This is a genomic window from Taklimakanibacter deserti (assembly GCA_003574785.1).
Genome location: QORU01000024.1, coordinates 64,948 through 87,227 on the forward strand (window position 1 = coordinate 64,948; position 22,280 = coordinate 87,227).

Here is a 22,280-nt window from a genome sequence, read left to right on the forward strand (position 1 = left end):
AGAATGAGAAAAATATGGGCTGTGCTGGCGGGCGTCCTGCTCGCCTTAGGCACGTTGGTCTCGGGCGCCCTTGCGGAAAACCCGACCAAGCTCAAGATCGCCGGCATATTGTCGGCCGGCAAGGAGGCGCCCTGGGAGACGTCCTTCGTCTCGTCCATGGACCGCATCATCGCCGCGAAGCCCCATGGGCTCGATATCGAGGTGAACTACACCGAGAATGTCTATGACAATGCCGAGCAGGTCTTCCGCACCTATGCCGAGACCGGCGAATATGACATCCTCTTCGGCGACACGGCCTATGCCGATGCCATCGAGAAGCTGAAGGACGAATTCCCCAATATCATGTTCGTGATGTCGGGTTCGGGCAATCGCGGCATGGGCGGCAATGCCTATTGGGTCTTTGTCCATGCTCATGAGCCGGCCTTCGTGATGGGCCAGCTCGCGGGCAAGCTCACCAAGTCCAATGTCGTCGGCACCGTCTCGACCTTCCCGGCCGAGGACACCAATGACCAGATCAACGCCTTCTTCGCCGGCGCCAAGGAGGTCAATCCGGCGGTCAAGCAGAAGATCACCTATATCCAGTCTTGGTACGACCCGGCGAAATCGAACGAGGCCACCTCGGCCCAGATCGCCGCCGGCGCCGACATGATCTATCAGATGTCGGGCGCCTTCGAGGTCTGCGAGCAGAAGGAGATCGGCTGCTTCGGCAATTATGTCGACATGTCGTCCTTCGCGCCGAAATCGATCGTCGCCTCGGCCATCGTCAAATGGGATCCGCATATCAACTGGATCATCGACGAATGGTGGAAGGTGAAGGCGGAAGGCGGCAAGTTCGATGCGCCCAAGGAGCCGAAATGGTTCACCTGGAAGGAAGGCTCGGGCGACATCGCTCTCAACAAGAGCTGGGCCGAGAAGCTCCCCGCCGATGTCAAGAAGCTCACCGACGATACAATTGCCGCCATCAAGGACGGCTCGAAGACAGTCGAGCTCAATCTCAACGAGGTGAAGTCGGATTGATTTCACCCCAGTTTTACCGCGGAATCCCCTCTCCCCCGTTGGGGGTGAGGGGATTTTGACATGACCGGCCCGCGCCTCGTTGTCCGCCATCTCACCAAGCGCTTTGGCGCGCTCGTTGCCAATGACGACATTTCACTGGCGGTTGAGGCGGGCGAGCTCCATTGCCTGCTGGGTGAGAACGGGGCCGGCAAGTCGACCTTCTCCGGCTGTCTCTATGGCTTGCTGCAGCCCGATCATGGTGAGATCGAGATCGACGGGCGCAAGGTCGAGCTGACGAGCCCCGCCAAGGCGATCGCCTGCGGCATCGGCATGGTGCATCAGCATTTCGTTCTGGTGCCGAGTTTCACGGTCCTCGAGAATATCGTGGTCGGCACGGGCTCGGGCCTCAGCCTCGACACGGGCGTCGCGCGCAGAAAGATCCTCGATCTCAGCCGCGGCTTCGGCCTCGAACTCAAGCCGGATCGGCTCGTCTCCGACCTGTCGGTGGGCGAGAAGCAATGGGTCGAGATCGTCAAGGCGCTCTATCTGGGTGCCCGCCTCCTGATCCTCGATGAACCGACCGCCGTGCTGACGCCGCAGGAATCCGAAAGGCTCTTCGCCGTCATCGCCGAGCTCAAGGCGGCGGGCATCGCCGTCATCCTGATCTCGCACAAGATGAACGAGGTGATGCGCTCCGACCGTGTGAGCGTGCTGCGCAAGGGCAAGCTCGTCGGAACCGTGAGGACGAAGGATGTCACGCGCGAGGATCTCACCATGATGATGGTCGGCCGGCCGGTGGCCCAGGTTCATGCCCGGGCGAAAGCACCTCACGGCGAGGCCGCCTTGCGCGTCGAAGGGCTGAGCCTCACACGAGGCGGCCGCGCCTATCTGTCGGATATCGATCTAGACATTGGAGCCGGTGAAATTGTCGGCATCGCCGGCGTTGCCGGCAACGGCCAGGATGAATTGCTGGAGGCGATCGCAGGTCTGGCGCGGCCGGACCGGGGCCGCATGCTTCTAGGCCCCGAGGACATCACGCGCCTCAGCGTGCAGGACATAGCGCGCCGCGGTGTCGGCTATGTGCCGAGCGACCGGTTCCGCGACGGCCTTGTTTCCGATTTCACCATCGCCGAGAACCTGATCCTCGGCCAGCACTGGGACGAGCATTGGCGGTCCGGGCCGTTTCTCGATGACGCGGCGACGGCGAAGAACGCCGAGACAGCGATATCCTCTTATTCGATCATGGCCAGCGGCCCGGACATGCTCTGCGGCCGGCTCTCCGGCGGCAATGCCCAGAAGGTCATCCTGGCGCGCGAATTCGCCAAGGCGCGCCATCTTCTTCTGTGCAATCAGCCGACGCGCGGCGTCGATATCGGCGTCATCGAATTCGTGCATCGCGAGCTGCTGCGCAAGCGCGAGGAGGGCTGCGCGATCTTGCTGGTCAGCGAGGAGCTCGAGGACATCTTTGCCCTGAGCGACCGCATCGCGGTGATGTTCAGGGGCGAGATCATGGGCGTCTTCCCGCGCGCGGCGGCTAACATTGCGGCGATCGGGCCCTTGATGGCGGGCCATCGCCCTGAGGCTGCGGCATGACCCTGACCGAAAGGCTTGGGCTTCGCCTCGAGCCGCGCGCCGAGGCCAAGACCTTGGATCGCGTCCTGGCGCTCGCTTCGGCGCTCATGGCCGCGCTCATCCTGTGCGGGCTCCTGTTCATGGCGGTCGGCGTCAATCCACTCTCCGCCTTGGGCGCGCTGCTGCAAGGGGCTTTCGGCACCTGGCGTGCCGCGACCGAGACGCTGGTCAAGGCGACGCCCTTGATCTTCACTGGCCTCGCGACGGCGGTCGCCTTTCGCGCGAGGCTCTGGAACATCGGCGCCGAGGGCCAGGTCTTCGCCGGCGCCATGTTCGCTTATTGGTGCCAGAGTGCCATCGCCGGGACTTCGCCTTTCCTGCAATTGCCCGTCGTCATGGGCGGGGCGCTGGTGGGCGGCGGCCTCTATGCCGGCCTCGCCGCCATCCTCAAGACCCGCTTCCGCGTCGATGAGGTGATCTCGACGGTGATGCTCAACTACATCATCGTCTATGCGCTCTCGCTCCTCTTGCTCAAAGGCCCGTGGAGCGAGGCGGGCGGCTTCTTCGAGCAGACGGCCAAGATCGATCCGGCGAGCCAGCTGCCGATCCTCTTCGACAAGACGCGGCTCCATCTGGGTTTCCTGGTGGCTCTCGTCGCCGCCGCTCTCGTCTGGCTGCTGGTCAAGCGCACGCCGATGGGCTTCGAGATCCGCGCCGCCGGCTCCAATCTGCGGGCGCTCGAAGTGCAGGGCACGAACAAGGCCCGCGTGATCCTCATGGTCATGCTGATCTCGGGGGCGCTCGCCGGCCTCGCCGGCATGAGCGAGGTCTATGGCGTGCATTACCGCGTGAAGGCGGGGGCACTCGCCACTTACGGCTATACCGGCATCATCGTCGCGATCCTGGGCCAGCTCAATCCTTGGGGCGTCGTCATCGCCGCCATCCTGTTCGGCGCGCTGGTCAATGGCGCGACCTTCATGCAGATCAAGACCGGCGTGCCTTCGGCCCTCATCTATGCCATCGAGGCCATCATCCTCCTGTTCTATCTTGCCGGCTGGGCGGCATCCTCATTCAGGCTGAGGCGGGTACGCGCATGATCGCCGATCTTCTCGAAACCTCGATCATCATCAGCATTCTCGCGGCGACGGTGCGCATCGCGACACCCATCCTGCTCGCGGCCATTGGCGAGATGATCGCCGAGCGCAGCGGTGTCTACAATATGGGGCTCGAAGGCACGATGCTGATGAGCGCCTTCACCGCCTATATCGGCGCTTACTACACGGGCTCGCTGTGGCTCGGCGTCGTCGTCGCGATGGCTACCGGCGGCCTGATGAGCCTTATCTTCGCCTTTCTCGTCATCACCTTGAAGGTCGAGCAGATCGTCACAGGGCTCGCGCTCAATCTTCTGGGCTCCGGCCTCTCGATCTTCTGGCTCAGAGCCGCTTTTGCCAATGCCGGCCAGACGCCGACGATCCCCTTCTTCGGCAACGCGCCCATACCTCTGCTTTCCGACATTCCCTTCCTGGGTCCCATCCTGTTCGATCAGAAGCTCTTGACCTATCTCGCCTTCCTCGCGGTTCCCGCCGCCTGGTATTTCCTCTTCCGCACCCGCTACGGGCTCGAACTGCGCTGCGCCGGTGAGAACCCGAAGGCACTCGACATCAAGGGGATCGATGTCTCGGCCCGCCAATATGCCGCCGTGGTCTTCGGCGGCCTGATGGCGGGATTGGGCGGCGCCTTCCTCACGGTGGGCTCGGCGGCACGCTTCGTGCCGGAAATGACCAATGGCCGCGGCTGGCTCGCCATCGTCATCGTCATTGCCGGACTGTGGCGCCCGGTGCCGGTGCTCTTGGCGACGCTCGTCTTCTCCTTCCTCGATGCGCTGCAACTGCAGATCCAGGGCATCGGCGTCGCCATTCCCTATCAGCTGCTGCTCGCCATGCCCTATATCTGCGCCATCCTGGCTCTTGCCATCCGCCGCTCGCATTCGGGCGCGCCAGCGATGCTCGGCATTCCCTATTGGCGGCGGTGAACCCCCCATGCCTCTCGCCATGCCGCAAATTCAGACGGCCTGATCTGATAGCGTGCGAAATTTCCCTCATGCAGGCCGAGCAACTCGTTCTCCGCCATCTCCTGAAACCGCTCGCGTTCTTCCGCTTCGATATGCTCTCGCGTCCAGGTGCGCAAATGAGCCGACGCCTGTTTTTTGTTCATACGGCCGCGAACAACTGAGCCGACAATCTCACGCAAGGCCATGCGGTGGCGTAGCCGGAAGGGGTCGGGCTCACCAAGTGACTGCCTGACGGCGGCGTAACGTGCGGCGGAACGTTCATAGGCCCAGATGAATACATCACGCAGCAACTCTGTCCTGGTCATCTCGTACACGCCAAGGACTGCATCGGCGTAGAGTTCGCGCGCGACATCCTGGAACGACAGCGGTGAGAGATTTCCCTTTATGAACGGAATGTTCGCTGCAAGGCGAGACACGCGCTTGTTCACATCGTCGAAAGGCTGCAAATAGGGAAGCTGCACCATGACGAAGAAAGCCTGCTCGAACGGATCGCCTATGGCTGAGGCCGTCTTGAGGATCTGATCAAAGCACTCTTCGATAAGCTGCGGCGCCTCCAGGGGATGAAACACCGATCGCTCGATGCCGACGCCGATATAGCGCAGCCGGCCCGGCGCATCGGGATCAGCGAGCAGGTTGTTTGCAAGCAGAGCATGAAGGTTGAGGACCGTATAGCGGTTGAAGCCGATCTCCTCCGCCGCGCCGACCAGAAATTCGATCGCGTCCTTATGATTGAGGATCATCTGCGCCTCGAGCCGGCTTTTGCCTTCCGTCTCCTCGCCAAGCTCGATCAGACGCCGGGTGTCGAGCAATGAATAGGTGTTGCCTTCAAGACGGCTCGAATTCCAGGACAGATCGATGAGAAGCCTGTTCAGTATCCGCTTGGCATAGGTGCCGGCGGGCTGCTCGGCGATCCTCGGCGTTCCAACTTCGCGCAGATGCGCCCGTTCCGCTGCCGATAAATAGAAACTTTCATTAGGCCGATACGAATCGAGAAACACGCGATGATAGCCAACCGGTTTTCGCGCTGCCGGTGCCTGGCGCACATAGTCTCGAATCTCCCGTCCGGCCTTTGAAAGGGTAAGCACCTCCGCTTCGAAACGGGCTTCGGCTTTTGCGGCGATCTCAACCGTTGCTTCTTTTGCCTGGGGCAGGCGGTACCGGGCCCACCGCCCTTTACCTTCCATGACAAGCCGATTGTCGTCGACAAGGGCCTTGAGGCGATGTTGCAAGGTGCGTCGCGGCAGCGCGGCCGCGAGCAGGTCTGCGATCTGCTGTAGCGTGAGACCATCGGGATGCCCGCTGACGACCTCCTCAAGTGCCAGCAAGTCCTTATCTCTGGCGCGTCTGGCCAAATCGTCCTCCAGTTGATTGCGCGCACGCCTTATGCGCAAATAATCTATCTAATCGCGCAATATATGAGGTCTATGCGCAAATAAATATTGCGCATAGAAGAGTATATTGCGCGAAAGGGGGAATGCGCAATATAATTCCCTAGGAATAATTGTTAAGCAGGTCCGCGTGGCTTGGCGGGCCGGTTTCAGGGATTATCAGGGATTATCAGCGAATTCTTCAAAAAAGAAACTCGGCTTAGACAAATCAAGCACTTGGTTGCCTGAAAGTACGAGAAGCAGGGAATTTTGTCTCTGAAAGGTACCCTGCAAACACTGCGGAATATTCTCCTCTCACTTTTAGTCGATAGCCACGCTGCCGCCGCTTCGCGCGGTCTTCCCGAGCTTCCTATTTTCCAACTCGAAACCGCACTGTCAAGAACAAAATAGGAACAATATTACTCAAATCTCCTGGCGCAGCACCACGGCGGTGGTCGTCTCGGCGACTTCCGGGAAGCTCGATATTTCGTCGCGGATCTGGTTGAGGCGGGCGAGCGATTCTGCCGCGATGTCGATGAGGAGGTCGAGCTCACCGGCAAGCGACAGGCAGCGCTTCACCTCGGGCAGGCGCTTGAGGCGGGTGACGACCTGGGGTGAGGGTGTCTGCTTCAGCTTCACCAGGAGGCAGGCGACGGCCGCGAGCGGGCTGTCGGCGATATCGGCGCGATAGCCCCGGATGATGCCTGACTTCTCGAGCCGGGCGATCCGTTCCCTGAGGCTCGAGCGAGCGAGACCGACCTTGGCGGCAAGCGCCTTGGCGCTGATCCGCGCATCATCCCGCAGAACCTTAAGGATTTCACGATCTTTGTCGTCGAACGTCATGAGGGCGGTCATACCGGGCAAAGGGGCGGTGCCGCAAGGCCAAGTGGCGGTTGAGTTCGAGCCCCGGATGGCACATCTTCCGCCAAACTGCTTGAGGTAGCCGCCCTTGTCGATCATCAACCATCCCGCCCCCGAGATCAGCGAAGCTTCGGCGCGCGAGATCGCCTTGCGCCATTTCGGCCTGACCGGTCCGGTCGCCCCGCTCGCCAGCGAGCGGGACCAGAATTTCCATTTCGGCGACACCGGCTCGGGCGCCGTGCTCAAGATCGTCAATGCCGCCGAGCCCGACGAGGCGCTGCGCTTCCAGGTCGCCATGATCGGCCATATCAAAAGGATCGATCCCGGCCTCGCCGTGCCGCCGGTGCGCCGGTCGACATCGGGCGAGGAACTGCCGGTGATCGAGACTGGCAAGGGCGAGCGCCATCTGATCCGCGCCGTCGACTATCTCAAGGGCACGCCTTTGGCCGAGATACGGAAATCACCGGCGCTGCTCGAAAGCTTCGGCAGCTTCCTGGGCCGGCTCGACCGTGCGCTCCAGAGCTTTGGCCATGCGGGCGCCCATCGCGATCTCGACTGGGACCTGCGCAAGGCCGGCCGCTCGCGCGCCAGGCTCGAAGCGCTCCAGGATGCCGAAGAGCGCGAGATCTGCGACTATTTCCTGACCCGCTTCGAGCAGATGGTGGAGCCCCGGCTGGCCGCACTCAGGGCTTCCATCATCCACAATGACGCCAATGACTGGAATGTGCTCGTTTCCGAAGATGGCGGCGCGATTTCGGGCCTCATCGATTTCGGCGATGCACTGCACACCGCTCTCATTTGCGAGATCGCCGTCGGCGCCGCCTATGCCGTCCTCGATGCCGATGATCCCTTGGGCGCGGTCGCCCATATGCTTGGCGCCTATCACCGGGAACTGCCGCTCTCCGAGGCGGAGGTCGATCTCCTGTTCGATCTCATCGCCATGCGGCTCGTCACCAGCGTGACGATCTCCGCCGAGCGGCGGCCGCGCGTCGACGGCAATCCCTATCTCAATATCAGCGAGAAGCCGGCCTGGGACATGCTGCGCCGCTGGCGCCGCATCGATCCCCCTATCGCGAAGGCGATCCTGCGCCAGGCTTGCGGTTTCGAGGTGGCACCCGGCGCTGCCAAGGCAGCCGAGTGGCTGAGCCGCAACCGGGCATCGCTCAGCCCGATACTGGGCCGTCCGCTCTCCAATCACCGTATCCTGCACGTGCCCTTCGGCGATGCGGCGCATCCTCTGGTTAAGGCAGCGGCCGCCATGGATGTCGAAGCCTGCGAGACAGCATGGCAAGCGCTGCGCAAGGCGGAGAATGCCGAGCTCGGCATCGGGCCCTGGGGCGAGAGACGCGCCGTCTATGCGGGCGAGATGTTCCAGTCGAAGCTGATCCCAAATGTCAGACGCACCCGCCATCTGGGGCTCGACATCTTCGCCGAAGCCGGGACGCCGGTGCTGACGGCGCTCTCGGGCCGCGTCGTCGACGTCACCATCGAGCGCGAGCCTTTGGGCTATGGCTGCGCCGTGCTGATCGAGCATGAGCCCGAGCCTGGCGTGCGCTTTGCGAGCCTCTGGGGCCATCTCGCCCATGCGACGGCCAAGCGCCTCGAGAAGGGCCAACATCTCGCCGCCGGCGAAGAGATCGGCACTCTGGGCGATGCGCGGGAGAATGGCGGCTGGCTGCCGCATCTCCATTTGCAGCTCGTCGCCTATGCGACCGACGATCTCGCCCCCATTCCGGGTGTGGGCGAGGAGGCCTATCTCGATCTCTGGTCAAAACTCTATCCGCCGGCCTATGATTTCGCCGGCCTGACGCGCGAGACCTTCCACCGCGAGGGGCGGTCGGGGGACGAGATCGTCGCCATCCGCAAGCGCAAGCTCCTGCCCAATTTGAGCATCTCTTTCAAGAAGCCTCTGAAGATGGTGCGGGGCGAAGGCCAATGGCTCATCGCCGATGACGGCCGCGCCTATCTCGACTGTTTCAACAATGTCGCGCATCTGGGCCATGCAAACCCCGAGATCGTCGAGGTGCTGGCGCGCGAGGCTTCGCGCCTCAACACCAATACGCGCTATCTGCACGACAATCTGGTGAGTTACGCCGAGGCGCTGGGCGCCACCTTGCCGGGCGATCTCAAGGTCGCGACCTTCGTCTGCACCGGCAGCGAGGCCAATGACCTCGCTTTGCGCCTGGTCCGGGCGAAGACGCAAGCCAATGACATGGTGGTGGTCGATTGGGCCTATCATGGCCATGGCGCCGAGTTGATCGACATCAGCCCCTACAAATACAAGCGCGCCGGTGGCCTTGGCCGCAAGGCCCATGTCTGGGAAGCAGCCTTGCCGGACAGCTATCGCGCGCCGGGAGATTGGCCGGTCGAAGAGCATGGCCGGCGTTTCGCCGAAAGCATCGCCCGTCAGGTCGAGGCGATCCGCAAAGCCGGCAAACGGCCGGCGGCCTTCATCGCCGAATCGGTGCCGAGCTGCGCCGGTCAGATCTTCTTCCCTCCGCATTACCTGGAGGAGGCCTATCGCATCATTCGCGATGCCGGCGGACTGTGCATTGCCGATGAGGTGCAAGTGGGGATGGGCCGCGTCGGCAGCCATATGTGGGCTTTCGAGACGCAATGTGTGGTGCCCGACATCGTCACCATGGGCAAGCCGATCGGTAATGGCCATCCGCTCGCCGCGTTGGTGACGACGCCCGATGTCGCCAAGGCTTTCGACAACGGCATGGAATATTTCAACACCTTTGGCGGCAACCCGGTGTCCTGCGCTGTCGGCCTCAAGGTGCTCGAGATCATCGCGCGCGACCGCTTGCGCGACAATGCGAAGGCCGTCGGCGACTATCTCCTGGCGCGCTTCCGCGACATGCAGGGCCGTCACGAATGCATTGGCGACGTTCGCGGCATGGGCCTGTTCCTGGGGCTCGATCTGGTCAAGGACCGCTCATCCAAGGCCCATGCGACGGAACTCGCCAACCGGGTGGTCAACCTGGCGCGCGAGGAGGGCGTGCTGATCGGCACGGATGGGCCTTATGACAATGTCGTCAAGATGCGCCCGGCGATGATCTTCATGCGGCGCGACGCCGATCTCCTTTGCGACGTGCTCGATCACGCTCTGGCAAGAGCGCCAGCAGCAACCGTCTGAAGCGCCGGCACCAGCCGCTCGACCCAGGCCATCTGGCCGTCGCGGTCGCCGATCAGGTCCTGGCGGATCTCGATCAGCACGGCATCGAGGCCGCGGGCCTCGCCATGAACCGGCACCGTGTAATCGCTCTCGTCGCGGATCTGATAGGGCTCGTTGGCGGCGACAGTGAGCCCAGGCTCTTGCAGCGCGTCGACCAAGGCATGGCCCAGTCGCTCGGCCTTGCGGAAAAGGATGCCGGCATGCCAGGGCCGCACGAAGCCTTTGAAGACGGGCGTGAAACTATGGACCCCGAAGACGATGGTGGGTGTTCCCTTGGCCTGACGCTGGTCGAGGATGCGGCCGACTTCCCTCTGGAACGGCCAATAGAAGGCAGCCTCGCGATAGGCGCGTTCTTCGTGGCTTAGCGTTTGATTGCCGGGTATCGCCGTGGTTTCGCTGATTTCGGGGATGGATGAGGCAACGCCGGTCGGGCGGTTGCAGTCGATGAGGAGCCGCGAATAGCCGGAAAGGACGAGCGGCGCATCGAGCCGGCGCGAAAGCTCGCGGGCGATCGGCGCGACGCCGATATCCCAGGCGATGTGGCGCTGAAGCTCCTTGGCATCGAGGCCGAGCCCGCTGTAGCGCGTTGGGATATAATTCGATGCATGCTCGCAGAGCAGCATATAGGGCGATGCGCCTTGCGGGTTGACGGTCTCGGCCGCGGGCGGATCGTCGTAAGCAGTCTCGACCTCACGCTTGAGCATCACGCCAGCTCCTTCAGCCTTTGGGTGACGGTCGCGGTGTCGCTCACCCAGCAATAGCCGCCGAAGGCCTTGAGAGCATTGTCATGGCGTGCCTGCGAGTAGGTGGCGCAGGCATCTTCGGCGAGCGTCACCAGATAGCCGCGGTCGGAGGCATCGCGCACCGCCATGTCGACGCATTGGTCGGTCACCACGCCCGAGATGATCAGATAACGGATGCCGAGATTCTTGAGCACATAGTCGATATTGGTGGAGTTGAAGACGCCTGACGAAGATTTGGGGAGCACGATCTCATTGTCGATGAGGGCCAGCTCCTTGATCGGCTGGGCCTCGGGCAGGCCCTTCGGTATGAAGATGTTGGAGAGCCGGTGATCGAGCGAGATATCGCGACCATCCTTGGTCAGGGCCTCGATGATCGTATGCAGGACCTGGATGCCCGACCGCCGCGCCGCCTGGAGAAGCTTCTCCGCATTGGGAATGGTCGTGGCTTTGAGCCGCTTGAAATAATAGTGGTCGGCATCGAGCTCGGGATGCTGCGGGTCGAGCCCTGGCGTGCAGAAGATGGTCTGCAGATCGACGAAGAGGAGGGCGGTCTCGTCTTTCCGGTACGGCGCATCGCGGGTGATGGTGGCGGGCTTCATGATTCACTCTCAAGGTTTTCCCCGGGCGCAAAATACCGAACGTCCTCACGCTTTTCCAGCCTGAATCGTTTTCTCAATACTTCAATTCAAACCCTTGAAAAGAATCAGCTTTTGATGAGGCCTTTGAGAATCTGGGCAGCGATCTCGAAAGACTGCAGACGCGCCGCATGATCGTAAATATGGCCGGTGACGATGAGTTCGTCGGCCTGGGTTTGATCGAGGAAGCTCTTGAGTCCGGCCGCCACCTTGTCGCGCGTGCCGAGGAAGGAATAGACCAGCGCGTGATCGGCGCCCGCTCTTTCATGTGGCGCGGCGAAACTGTCGATATCGTCGATGGGCGCCGGCAATTGCCCGGGCTGCCCGCGCCGCAGCCTGACGAAGGATTGCTGCAGCGAGGTGAAAAGGCGGCGTGCTTTGTCATCGCTGTCGGCGGCGATGACATTGGCGGCGACGGCGACATAGGGCTTGGCGAGCTGGGCGGAGGGCTGGAAGCGCTCGCGATAGATGGCGATCGCCTGGTGGAGCGCGTCGGGAGCGAAATGCGAGGCGAAGGCGAAAGGCAATCCCAGATGCGCCGCAAGCTGTGCGCCGAAGAGGCTCGAGCCCAGGATCCACAAAGGCACTTTGAGCCCCGCCCCAGGCACGGCGCGGATCTTCTGATTGGGCTCGGGATCGTCGAAATAGATCTGCAGCTCGACGACGTCCTGCGGGAACTGATCGGCGGCCGTGGCGAGGTCGCGGCGCAGCGCCCGCGAGGTCAGCATGTCGGTACCCGGCGCCCGGCCGAGGCCCAGATCGATGCGGCCGGGATAGAGCGATTCGAGCGTGCCGAATTGCTCGGCGATCACCAGCGGTGAATGATTGGGTAGCATGATGCCGGCGGCGCCGACGCGGATGGTCCTCGTGCCGCCCGCCACATGGCCGATCACCACCGCGGTGGCGGCGCTGGCGATGCCGCTCATATTGTGATGCTCGGCGAGCCAATAGCGCTTGTAGCCCCAGGCCTCGGCATGGCGCGCGAGGTCGAGCGTGTTGCGCAGCGCATCGGCGGCGGTGGCGCCTTCGACAATGGGCGACAGGTCGAGGGCCGAGAAAGCGATCATGAGCGGAATCCGTGAAGTCGGCAGGATTTCTGAAGATGGGCACTCGTGCCGGGATGTGCAATGCCGGCATTGCATGGCTGTGCCTTACCGGGCAATGTGCCCGTCCTCACCCCAGAGACCCCCATGCCGGCACCAAAAGACATCATCCTTGGCATCGATCAAGGCACGACCAACACGAAGGTCGTGGCGATCGACGGACAGGGTTTGATCCTGGGCCAGGCCGTGCGCCCGATCGCGACGACGGCGCCGGAGCCGGGCTTTGTCGAGCAGGACGCCGAGGCGATGGTCGCCAATATCCTGGCCTGCATCGGCGAGCTCAGGGAACGGCTGTCGCTGCGACCGGCCGAGATCCTGTCCTTAGGGATCGCCAATCAGACCGAGACACTGGTCGTCTGGGACGCCGAGACCGGGCGGCCGGTGATGCCGGCGATCGTCTGGCAATGCCGCCGCGGTGCCGAGGAACTGAAGGTCTTGCGGAATGACGATGCCTTGCGCCTCGTCAAGGCACGCACCGGTCTCGACCTCGATCCGACCTTCACTGCCGCGAAGCTGCTCTGGCTCAAGCATCATCGACCGTCGATCGCGGCGCGGATCGGCAGTGGCAGCCTGCGTTGGGGGACGGTGGACAGCTGGCTCATCTTTGCGCTCACCCAAGGCAAGACCTATGCGACCGAGCCCGGCAATGCCGCGCGCACCATGCTTTTCGACATCGACAGGATCATCTGGGACCCGGAGCTCGTAGCACTTTTCGGGCTCGAGCTTGCGGCCTTTCCCGAGTGTCGGACATCTCATTCGGACTTCGGGACGGCGAGCGCTGCGCTCCTTGGCGCCCCGATCCCGATCACCGGCGTGATGGGAGATCAGCAGGCGGCCTTGTTCGGCCATGGCTGCTATGAGGAGCGAGAGCTCAAGATCACTTACGGCACCGGCGCCTTCCTATGGATGAACGCCGGCACGTCGCCGCCACCCGCGCCGGGCGACGGCATCATCCGCACCATTGCCTGGCAGATCGATCAGCCATGCTATGCCTATGAAGGCTTCGTGATGTATGCCGGCAAGATCCTCGACTGGCTGGCCGAACGCCTTTCCATCGCCGGCGGCGGCGCTTCCGTCGCAGCGGAGGCGGAGAAGGCCGGCACCAGCGCGGGCGCACTTCTGATACCGGCCTTCCAGGGCCTCGCTTCACCCTGGTGGCAGCCCGACATGCGCGCCGGCCTGTTGGGCCTGAGTGCTGCGACCACCAGGGGCCATATTGCCCATGCCGGCCTCGAAGCCGTCTGCTATCAGATCCGCGCGGTGCTCGAAGGGATCGGTGACGGCCGTGACCAAGCCATGCCCATTGCGAAGATCGACGGCAGCATGACACGCTCCCGCTATTTCACAGAGCTGCAGGCGAGCGTGCTCGGCGTTCCTCTCTTCGTCTCGGCGTCCGATGCCATGACGCCTTACGGTTCGGTTCTGATGGCCGGTCTCGGCGCCGGCCGCTGGCGGACGCTTGCCGAGCTGCGTGACCTTCCGCGCGCCGGCGAAAAGGTTGAACCCGCATCGGCATCCGCTTATCAGGCCTCTTACGAAGCCTGGGTCAGGGCCGTGAATGTCCTCATTGCGGGCTATGGCCGGAACTGAAGCGCATGACCGCCGAAAGCACCACCAAGATATATGATCTCTTCGTCATCGGCGGCGGCATCAATGGCGCGGCGATCGCTTGCGACGCCGCGGGCCGGGGTTTGAGCGTAGCCTTGGCCGAGATGCAGGATTTCGCCGAGGGCACATCCTCGCGCTCGTCCAAGCTCATCCATGGCGGCCTGCGCTATCTCGAAACCTATGACTTCAAGCTGGTGCGCGATGCGCTGCTCGAACGCGAGATCCTCATGCGACGGACGCCGCATCTCGTCTGGCCGCTGCGGCTCGTGCTGCCCTATGTCGAAAGCCAGCGGCCGCGCTGGATGATCCGCCTGGGCCTTCTCTTCTATGACTATCTCGCTCATCGCAAGATCTTGCGCCGGTCTGAGGCGATTGACCTTCACCGTCATCCGGCGGGTGCGGCGCTCAAGCCCGCCTATCGTCACGCCTTTGCCTATTCCGATTGTCGCGGCGATGACGCGCGCCTGGTGATCGCCAATCTCCTGGGGGCTGAGCGCAATGGTGCCGATATCCTGGCACGCCATCGTTTTATCGGGGCGGAGCGCGACGGCGATCTGTGGCGCATCACGCTCGAGAATATGGGAAGGCAATTCGCGGTCGCGAGCCGCGCGCTGGTAAATGCGGCAGGTCCCTGGGTCGTTGACGTCACGGGCAGGATGAATGTGCCGGTGGGACGGAAGCTGCGCCTGGTGCGCGGCAGCCACGTCGTCGTGCCACGCCAATGGTCGGGCGATCACGGCTATTTCCTGCAGACCCGCGACGGTCGCCTGATGGAGGCTTTTCCCTATGAAGGGGATTTCACCTCGATCGGCACGACGGACGAGCCGTGGGACGAAGCGCCCGAGAAAGTGACGATCTCGGATGAAGAGATCGACTACATGCTGGCCGAGGTGAATGAGTTCTTTCGCAAGCCGGTGACGCGCGCCGATATAGTCTGGAGCTATTCCGGCGTGCGGCCGCTTTTCGAGACGGGCGGCGGGCGCGATGGCGACCTCTCGACATTGACCCGGGATTATTCCTTCGAGATCGATCACCGCGAAGGCGAGGCGCCGGTGCTGACCGTCTTCGGAGGCAAGCTCACCACGCATCGCCGCCTTGCGGAACATGCAATGCAGAAGCTCTGCGCCCTCATGCCCTGGCCTCAAGCCAGCCCGTCGCGCTCGGACATTCTGCCAGGCGGCGATTTCGGCGCCACCGGCATCGATGGCTACCGCAAGGTATTGCGCGCTCGTCTGCCCTGGCTGCCGGAAATGCAGGCAAATCGCTATGTTCAGCTCTATGGCACGCGCGCCGACGAATTGTTGAAGGGTGCTGCGAGCCTTGCCGATCTCGGCCCTCTCTTCGGCGCCGACCTTTATCAAAGGGAGGTCGATTTCCTGAAGGAAACCGAATGGGCGGTGACGGTCGAGGACGTCATCTGGCGGCGCAGCAAGCTGGGCCTCAGGCTTTCCCCGGTTGAGATCGGCAGGCTTCAGTCCTACCTGAAGGAGACGGCCATTTCGAAGTCACCTTCCTGATCCCAATTGAGCGAGCACACCCATGATCGACCTCTATTACTGGACGACGCCCAACGGCCATAAGGTCACGATGTTCCTCGAAGAGGCGGGCCTTCCCTATCGCATCATTCCGATCGATATCGGCAAGGGCGACCAGTTCACGCCGGACTTCCTGCGCATCTCGCCCAACAACCGCATTCCGGCCATCGTCGACAACAAGCCGGCCAATGGCGGAAAGCCGATCTCGGTCTTCGAATCGGGCGCCATACTGCTTTATCTCGCCGAGAAGACCGGCAAGTTCATTCCTTCCGATCTCGCCGGCCGCGCCGAAGTCCTGCAGTGGCTCTTCTGGCAAATGGGCGGGCTCGGGCCCATGGCCGGGCAGAACCATCATTTTCGCAACTACGCGGTGGAGAAGATTGCCTATGCGATCGACCGCTATGTGAACGAGACAAACCGTCTCTATGGCGTGCTCAACAAGCGCCTTGCCGATCGCGCCTTCGTCGCGGGCAAGGATTACTCGATCGCCGACATGGCGTCCTATCCCTGGACGGTCTCGCATGAGCGGCAAGGGCAGAATCTCGACGACTTCCCGCATCTGAAGCGCTGGTTCGAGGCCATTCGCGCACGTCCTGGCACGGTCGCCGCCTATGCCCGTGTCAAGGAGGTCAATCCGGATTCGGGCAAGCCGATGTCGGAAGCCGAGAAGAAGATCCTTTTCGGCCAGACGGCTGCCGTCGTTCGGTGATTACTCGAGACGGCTGCGGAACAGCCAGGCCGCGGCGCTCAGCGTGCAGATCGCGATCAGCGCCAGCGGGATCGTATTGTGGACGACCTCGCTCACGGGAATGTCCTTGAGGAAGACGCCTTTGACCACGATCAGGAAATAGCGCAGCGGATTGACGAAGGTCACCGGCTGCAGCCAGTCCGGCATGTTCTCGATCGGCGTGGCGAAACCCGACAGCAATATGGCCGGCACGATGAAGACGAAGGCGCCGAGTATGGCCTGCTGCTGCGTCATCGACAATGACGAGATGAAGAGGCCGATGCCGACCACGGATGCCAGATAGAAGATGGCGCTGCCATAGAGCAGGATGAGCGACCCGCGCAGAGGGATGCCGAAAAGAAAGATCGCCGCCAGCACATAGAGGGTGATGTGGACGAGCCCGATCATCATCGGCGGCGTGAGCTTGCCAATGAGGATCTCATGGGTGCGAAGCGGCGAGACCATGAGCTGGTCGAATGTGCCGAGCTCGCGCTCGCGCGCCACCGAGAGCGCGGTGACGACGAGGCCGATGAGGAGCGCGATGATGGCGACGAGGCTCGGCACCGTGAACCAGACGAAAGTCAGGTTGGGATTGAACCAGTAGCGCGGCGCGATAGTGACGCTTGCCGCCCGCTGTCGGGGCGTGGCGAGGTCGTCCGCCAAGGTGGCGACGATCTGGCCGAGATAGGACGAGACGATCTGCGCCGCATTGGAGCGGCGGCCGTCGAGGATGATCTGCACATCGCCCGAGCGCCGCGCCTCGATATCGCGCGAGAAAGTCGGACCGATCTGAAGCGCGGCGATGACCTCCTGGCGCTCGATGAGGTCGTGCAGGACCTCGTCGTCATTGGTATGGATGAGATTACGGAAGGTCGGCGTGCCGTCGATACGCTGGATCAGCTCATGGCCCCATTTGCCGCTGTCGCGGTTGAGGATCACGATATCGGCGTTCTTCACCTCGAGCGTCGCCGCGTAGGAGAAGACGACGAGCTGCAGGATGGGCGGCACGATGATCACCATACGCCCGCGCGGATCGCGCAGGATCGCGAGCAGCTCTTTGATGACGAGGGCGATGATCCGTTCCCACATGTCAACCGAGCCTCTTGGCGGTGCTGCGCGCGGCAAGGCCGAGGAAAATGGCGCCGGCGAGGAGCAGAACGGCGATATTGGTGAGAAAGAGCGGCCAGACGTCGCCCGCCAGGAACACCGTCTGCAGGGCAGGGATCAGATAGCGCGCCGGGACGACGGCGCTGATCCACTGGATGACGATGGGCATGGAGCCGATCTCGAACAGGAAGCCCGACAGCAGGAACGCCGGCAGGAAGGCCGAGAGCAGAGCGAGCTGCGAGGCGAGGAACTGGTTCTTGGTCGCCGCCGAGATGAGGAGGCCCTGGCCCAAGGCCGGCAGCAGGAAGGCGGCCGAGATCGCATAGAGGGCGAGGATCGAGCCGCGGAACGGCACGCCGAAGATGAAGACGGCGACGATGACGCACAGCGTCATCGATGTCATCGCCAGGATGAAATAGGGCAGGATCTTCCCCGCCAGGAGCTCGAAGGCGGTGACCGGCGTCGCCATCATCGCCTCCATCGTACCGCGCTCCCATTCGCGCGCCACGACGAGCGCGGTGAGAAGAGTGCCGATCAAGGTCATGACGATGGCGATCGAGCCCGGCACCAGGAAGTAGCGGCTGGTCAGCTCCGGATTGAACCAGAAGCGCTGCTCGACCGTGATCCCGGCCGTCTCCTTGGGCGTTTCGCTGGCTCTTTGCCTGAGCCAGGTGGTGACCACGCCTTGCGCATAGCCCTGGACGAAATTCGCGGTGTTGGGGTCAGTGCCGTCGACGATCACTTGAACTTGCGGATGGTTCTGGGCGGCGAAGTCGGCAGCAAAGCTGTCCGGGATGACGACGATGCCGCGGACGTCGCCGACGACCAGCGCTTCCTCGAACTCGCGCCGGTCACGGCCCTGCCGGACCTCGAAATAGCGCGAGGCGGCGAAGCTCGCGGCCAGGTCCTGGGTGAGCGGCGTCATCGTCTCGACCACGACCCCGATGCGGGTGCGCGTGGCGTCGAGCGACACGCCATAGCCGAACAGGAAGAGAAGGATCAGCGGCAGAACGAAGGCGATGAGGATGCTGCTCGGATCGCGGATGATCTGGTAGCTCTCCTTGCGCACCAAGGCGAAAAGCCGTCGCGTCCTGCCGGATCCTCCATCGCTCATGAATTCGCCTCCGCTTCCGAGCCTTGCACCAAGGAAATGAATGCATCTTCCATGGTGGGATCGGGGTTGTCGTGCGTGGCGACCTTGGCCTTGAGCTCATCGGGGGAGCCCAAGGCGATCGATTGCCCGCGATAGATGAGCGAGATGCGGTCGCAATATTCGGCTTCGTCCATGAAATGGGTGGTGACCAGCACGGTGACACCCTTTTCGACGAGGCCGTTGATATGCGTCCAGAACTCGCGCCGGGTGATCGGATCGACGCCCGATGTCGGCTCGTCGAGAAAGAGGGCCTCGGGCTCATGCATCACGGCGCAGGCGAGCGCCAGGCGCTGCTTGAGACCGAGCGGCAGGTCCTTGGCCGACATGCCGGCATGGCGGTTGAAATCGAAGATATCGCTGACGAGCTTGATCTTTTCGTGCTTTTCAGCACCCTTGAGGCCATAGACGCCGGCGAAGAAGCTCAAATTCTGCGCGACGCTCAGATCGCCATAGAGCGAGAATTTCTGCGCCATGTAGCCGAGCCGGTTGCGCGCTTCGGCCGAGTCGCGGCGCAGATCGAAGCCGGCGACGCGGCCTTCGCCGGCGCTGGGTTTCAGAAGCCCGCACAGCATCTTGAAGGTCGTCGACTTGCCGGCGCCATTGGGACCGAGCAGGCCGAAGATCTCGCCGCGGCTGATGTCGAAGGTGATGTCCTGGGCCGCGGTGAAATCGCCGAAGCGCTTGGTGAGGCCGCGCGCCTCGATCACATGGGGATTGGCGTCTTGCTGCGGCTTCGTCGCTTCCGCGAGCCGCGAGCGCCCGCCCGGACCACCGCCCAGCATATCGACGAAGGCATCCTCGAAGCGGGGCGCCGTCGGGCCAATCTGGACGGATGCGGCAAGGTCGGCCTTGAGCGCGGCCTGGCTCGCTTCCGCATCGGTGACGAGGCGGATGGCTTCGCCCTGGATGACACCGTCAATGACGCCGGGGCGGTCGAGCATCTTGGCGAGGATCGGCCGCCGCCTGCCGTCTATCCCGGTGATCCTGTAGACGCGGCCATCGACGCGATGCGTGAGCTCGGCGGGCGGGCCGGTGAAGAGCAGCTTTCCCTGGTTGAGCAGCAGCACGCGCGTGCAGGCCTCGGCCTCATCGAGATAGGCCGTCGACCAGACGACACCGATGCCTTCGCGGGTCAGGTCCTTGACCATTTTCCACAGGTCCCGGCGCGAGATCGGATCGACGCCGACTCCCGGCTCATCGAGGAGCAGGAGCCGCGGCTTCTTGAGGAGCGCGCAGGCAAGCCCGAGCTTCTGCTTCATGCCGCCAGACAGCTTTCCGGCGAGCCTTCCGGTGAAGCGCTTGAGGTCGGTGAAGCTCAGAAGCTCGTCAAAGACGGCCGGGCGCTCAGGCGTGGGCAGGCCGCGCAGATCGGCATAGAGATCGAGATTCTCCTGGACGCTCAGGTCCTCATAGAGGCCGAAGCGCTGCGGCATGTAGCCGATCGCCGCCTGGATCTTTTGGGCCTCCGTCTTGATGTCGAAGCCCAATACGTTGAGCGTGCCTTGATCGGGAAGGAGAAGGCCGGTCATCAGCCGGATGAGCGTCGTCTTGCCGGCACCGTCCGGCCCGACGAGGCCGGTGATCTCACCGCCCTTGATCGCGGCCGTGATCTGGTCGAGGGCCGGGCTTGCGGCCCCGAATGTCTTGCTGATCCCCTCGATGCGGACGAAGTCTTCGCTCATGGGGGCTCATGGTCCTTTGGGCTCCGGGACATGCACCGTCACCGGCATGCCCTGACGCAGCCCTTGATCGGGCTCATCGATGATGATGCGCAAACGATAGACGAGATCGGTGCGCAGCTCCGGCGTCTCGACCGATTTGGGGGTGAATTCGGCGACCGGTGAGATGAAGCCGATCTTGCCGCGATAAGGCTTGTCAGGCGCCGAGTCCGAGGTGACGTTCACTTCGAGCCCGGGATGGATCCTGCCGAGCAAAGGCTCGGGGATATAGCTCCTCACCCACACCGGACGGTCGAGCGAGAGCACGAAGATGATGTCGCTGGTCGAGATGATGGCGCCAGGCTCGCGCAGCCTGGACAGGATGACGCCGGCGGCCGGCGCCTTGAGCTCGGTATCCGCGAGCGAGGTCTGGGCGGCGGAGAGATTGGCCTCGGCACCTTCAAGGCTCGCTTTCGCCGCGGCGATGTCCTCTTTGCGTGAGCCTTCCTCGAGAAGCTGCAGGGCCTGCTGCGCCGAGGCGACGCGGGCCTGCGCCGAGTCGCGGTTGGCGCGGGCATTGTCGAGGGCGGCTTCCGAGATCGTCTGGCCGGGCCTCAGCTTGAAGGCGCGGTCATAAGCGAGCTTGGCATTCTCGAAATCGGCCATGCGCTCCTCGAGCTGGGCGCGCGCCTGGGCGATCTCGGCCGCCCGCGGACCCGCCACCAGCTTGTCGAGCGTGGCGCGCAAATTGGCCACTTGCGCGCTCTGGGCGGCGACCGCGTCCTCATAGGGTTTGGCGTCGAGACGGGCGAGGAGATCGCCCGGCTTGATGCTGTCGCCTTCATCGAAATTCATCTCGGCGACCCGGCCATTGACGCGGAAGCCGAGCTGCACCTGGCGGATATCGACATTACCATAAAGCGTGATGCGGTCGCTGTCGGCCGGGCGCCAGCCGAGCCGCGCCGGCAGATCGAACCACCAGGCGATGAAGGCGCCGATGAGCACCAGGGCGAGTATTACGGCGATCCGCCGTCGCATTGTTCCAAGCCTCGCTAGGCCTTGACAGAATGTCAACAACTGTTGACATATAGGCCTTCTGAACCGCTTGTCAACATGGACGCCTTGGCGGCGTTCTGCCCCCTATGCTGAGATGTTGGTAGACGTGATCGCCCAGACAGATTGACATGGTGAAAGCCAAAAAATCCGACACCACGCGGGCACGCATCATCGATGCGGCGCGTGAGCGTTTCCGCAAGGAAGGCTATGAGCGCACTACCATTCGCAAGGTGGCCCGCGACGCCGGGATCGATCCCGCTCTGGTGATGCGCTATTTCGAGAGCAAGCGGGGGCTGTTCGATGCGGCGATGACGGTCGAATTGCGCATCCCCGATCTGAGCGCTCATCCGCGCGACAAGCTGGGTGAGGCGCTGATCACGCATTTCCTCAATCGTTGGGAGGAGCCGGACGATGACTCGCTTCAGCTCCTGCTGCGCTCATCGGCGAGCAATGAGGAGGCAGCCGAGCGCCTGCGCACCACGATCTTCCGCGACCAGATCGTCCCGATGGTCGCGCGGCTGCGCGGCGAGGAAAAGGGAAGCCGTGACATTGCAGCGCTGATCGCGACGCAGACCGTCGGCCTCGCCTACACCCGCTATATCCTCAAGCTGCCGCCGCTCGTCGCCATGCCGCGCGAAACGATCATCCGGGTGATCGGCGCGACGATTCAGCGGTATCTGGACAATCCGCTGGGATCGCCCTCGCCCCGCGCAGCGGGGAGAGGGAAGGGGCCCGACGCGTAGCGTCGGGAAGGGTGAGGGGCCTGTGGAAAGTTTGCTACAGGCCCCTCACCCTCCCATTGCTTCGCAATGGGCCCCTCCCTGTACCCTTCTGGTGTCCTGTGCCGGGGATTAGACTGGCAGGACGGGTCGCTCTGCCGGGAGCCACCAAGCCCTCCGCGTTGCTGCGA

Annotated in this window: 18 protein-coding genes; 9 read left to right on the forward strand and 9 right to left on the reverse strand. The window is 63.2% G+C overall.

Annotated elements, in window-relative coordinates; all coding sequences use genetic code 11:
• Window positions 1–3 precede the first annotated feature (3 nt).
• From DS839_RS33740 to DS839_RS33755, 4 genes are read left to right on the forward strand one after another with little or no spacing between them, the layout of a single operon-like run.
• Complete coding sequence (locus tag DS839_RS33740) at window positions 4–1,017, forward strand: BMP family lipoprotein (protein WP_119274948.1); 1,014 nt, start codon at window positions 4–6, stop codon at window positions 1,015–1,017.
• Window positions 1,018–1,077: 60 nt separating this feature from the next.
• On the forward strand, window positions 1,078–2,589 hold the full coding sequence (locus DS839_RS33745; RefSeq protein WP_119274949.1) for an ABC transporter ATP-binding protein: 1,512 nt from the start codon (window positions 1,078–1,080) through the stop codon (window positions 2,587–2,589).
• Window positions 2,586–3,665 (forward strand): ABC transporter permease, encoded by a 1,080-nt coding sequence (locus tag DS839_RS33750; RefSeq protein WP_119274950.1) that lies wholly within the window; start codon window positions 2,586–2,588, stop codon window positions 3,663–3,665. Before DS839_RS33745 ends, DS839_RS33750 begins: the two co-directional genes overlap by 4 nt.
• Window positions 3,662–4,600: an ABC transporter permease gene (locus DS839_RS33755; RefSeq protein ID WP_162918987.1), complete on the forward strand. Its 939-nt coding sequence runs from the start codon at window positions 3,662–3,664 to the stop codon at window positions 4,598–4,600. Before DS839_RS33750 ends, DS839_RS33755 begins: the two co-directional genes overlap by 4 nt.
• Here DS839_RS33755 and DS839_RS33760 read toward each other — a convergent pair.
• The gene (locus DS839_RS33760; RefSeq protein WP_119274951.1) at window positions 4,585–5,991 is read right to left on the reverse strand and encodes a Fic family protein; all 1,407 of its coding nucleotides are present in this window, start codon (window positions 5,989–5,991) and stop codon (window positions 4,585–4,587) included. The genes DS839_RS33755 and DS839_RS33760 overlap by 16 nt on opposite strands.
• 438 nt (window positions 5,992–6,429) lie before the next feature.
• Window positions 6,430–6,849, reverse strand: coding sequence for an Lrp/AsnC family transcriptional regulator (locus DS839_RS33765; protein WP_162918988.1), 420 nt, complete (start codon window positions 6,847–6,849; stop codon window positions 6,430–6,432).
• Between the two features lie 106 nt (window positions 6,850–6,955).
• Between DS839_RS33765 and DS839_RS33770 the strand changes: the two genes are divergently transcribed.
• On the forward strand, window positions 6,956–10,006 hold the full coding sequence (locus DS839_RS33770) for an aminotransferase class III-fold pyridoxal phosphate-dependent enzyme (protein ID WP_119274953.1): 3,051 nt from the start codon (window positions 6,956–6,958) through the stop codon (window positions 10,004–10,006).
• On the opposite strand, the gene DS839_RS33775 is transcribed toward DS839_RS33770, so the two are convergent.
• The 3 genes from DS839_RS33775 to DS839_RS33785 form a co-directional block, all read right to left on the reverse strand.
• Entirely contained in the window at window positions 9,970–10,749 is a 780-nt protein-coding gene (locus DS839_RS33775; protein WP_119274954.1) for an N-formylglutamate amidohydrolase, read from the reverse strand. The two genes, DS839_RS33770 and DS839_RS33775, sit on opposite strands and share 37 nt — an antisense overlap.
• The gene (locus tag DS839_RS33780) at window positions 10,749–11,387 is read right to left on the reverse strand and encodes a cysteine hydrolase family protein (protein ID WP_119274955.1); all 639 of its coding nucleotides are present in this window, start codon (window positions 11,385–11,387) and stop codon (window positions 10,749–10,751) included. The genes DS839_RS33775 and DS839_RS33780 overlap by 1 nt, the downstream gene beginning before the upstream one ends.
• 104 nt (window positions 11,388–11,491) lie before the next feature.
• Window positions 11,492–12,490, reverse strand: coding sequence for an LLM class flavin-dependent oxidoreductase (locus tag DS839_RS33785; RefSeq protein ID WP_119274956.1), 999 nt, complete (start codon window positions 12,488–12,490; stop codon window positions 11,492–11,494).
• Between the two features lie 123 nt (window positions 12,491–12,613).
• Between DS839_RS33785 and DS839_RS33790 the strand changes: the two genes are divergently transcribed.
• From DS839_RS33790 to DS839_RS33800, 3 genes are read left to right on the forward strand one after another with little or no spacing between them, the layout of a single operon-like run.
• Window positions 12,614–14,116, forward strand: coding sequence for an FGGY-family carbohydrate kinase (locus DS839_RS33790; protein WP_162918989.1), 1,503 nt, complete (start codon window positions 12,614–12,616; stop codon window positions 14,114–14,116).
• Window positions 14,117–14,121: 5 nt separating this feature from the next.
• Window positions 14,122–15,651, forward strand: a complete 1,530-nt coding sequence (gene glpD / locus DS839_RS33795) for a glycerol-3-phosphate dehydrogenase (protein ID WP_119274958.1) — start codon at window positions 14,122–14,124, stop codon at window positions 15,649–15,651.
• A gap of 22 nt (window positions 15,652–15,673) precedes the next feature.
• A complete protein-coding gene (locus DS839_RS33800) occupies window positions 15,674–16,378 on the forward strand; it encodes a glutathione binding-like protein (protein WP_119274959.1) in 705 nt (234 codons plus the stop codon).
• Here the strand turns inward: DS839_RS33800 and DS839_RS33805 are convergent, their stop codons facing one another.
• The 4 genes from DS839_RS33805 to hlyD are packed head-to-tail and all read right to left on the reverse strand — an operon-like array spanning window position 16,379 to window position 21,352.
• Window positions 16,379–17,485 carry an ABC transporter permease gene (locus tag DS839_RS33805; protein ID WP_119274960.1) on the reverse strand — a complete coding sequence of 369 codons (1,107 nt, stop codon included), beginning with the start codon at window positions 17,483–17,485 and terminating at the stop codon, window positions 16,379–16,381.
• A 1-nt stretch (window position 17,486) separates the two neighbouring features.
• A complete protein-coding gene (locus tag DS839_RS33810) occupies window positions 17,487–18,617 on the reverse strand; it encodes an ABC transporter permease (protein WP_119274961.1) in 1,131 nt (376 codons plus the stop codon).
• On the reverse strand, window positions 18,614–20,338 hold the full coding sequence (locus tag DS839_RS33815; RefSeq protein WP_119274962.1) for an ATP-binding cassette domain-containing protein: 1,725 nt from the start codon (window positions 20,336–20,338) through the stop codon (window positions 18,614–18,616). The genes DS839_RS33810 and DS839_RS33815 overlap by 4 nt, the downstream gene beginning before the upstream one ends.
• A gap of 6 nt (window positions 20,339–20,344) precedes the next feature.
• Complete coding sequence (gene hlyD / locus DS839_RS33820) at window positions 20,345–21,352, reverse strand: secretion protein HlyD (RefSeq protein WP_119274963.1); 1,008 nt, start codon at window positions 21,350–21,352, stop codon at window positions 20,345–20,347.
• Between the two features lie 146 nt (window positions 21,353–21,498).
• Between hlyD and DS839_RS33825 the strand changes: the two genes are divergently transcribed.
• Window positions 21,499–22,113: a TetR/AcrR family transcriptional regulator gene (locus DS839_RS33825; RefSeq protein ID WP_119274964.1), complete on the forward strand. Its 615-nt coding sequence runs from the start codon at window positions 21,499–21,501 to the stop codon at window positions 22,111–22,113.
• Window positions 22,114–22,280 lie beyond the last annotated feature (167 nt).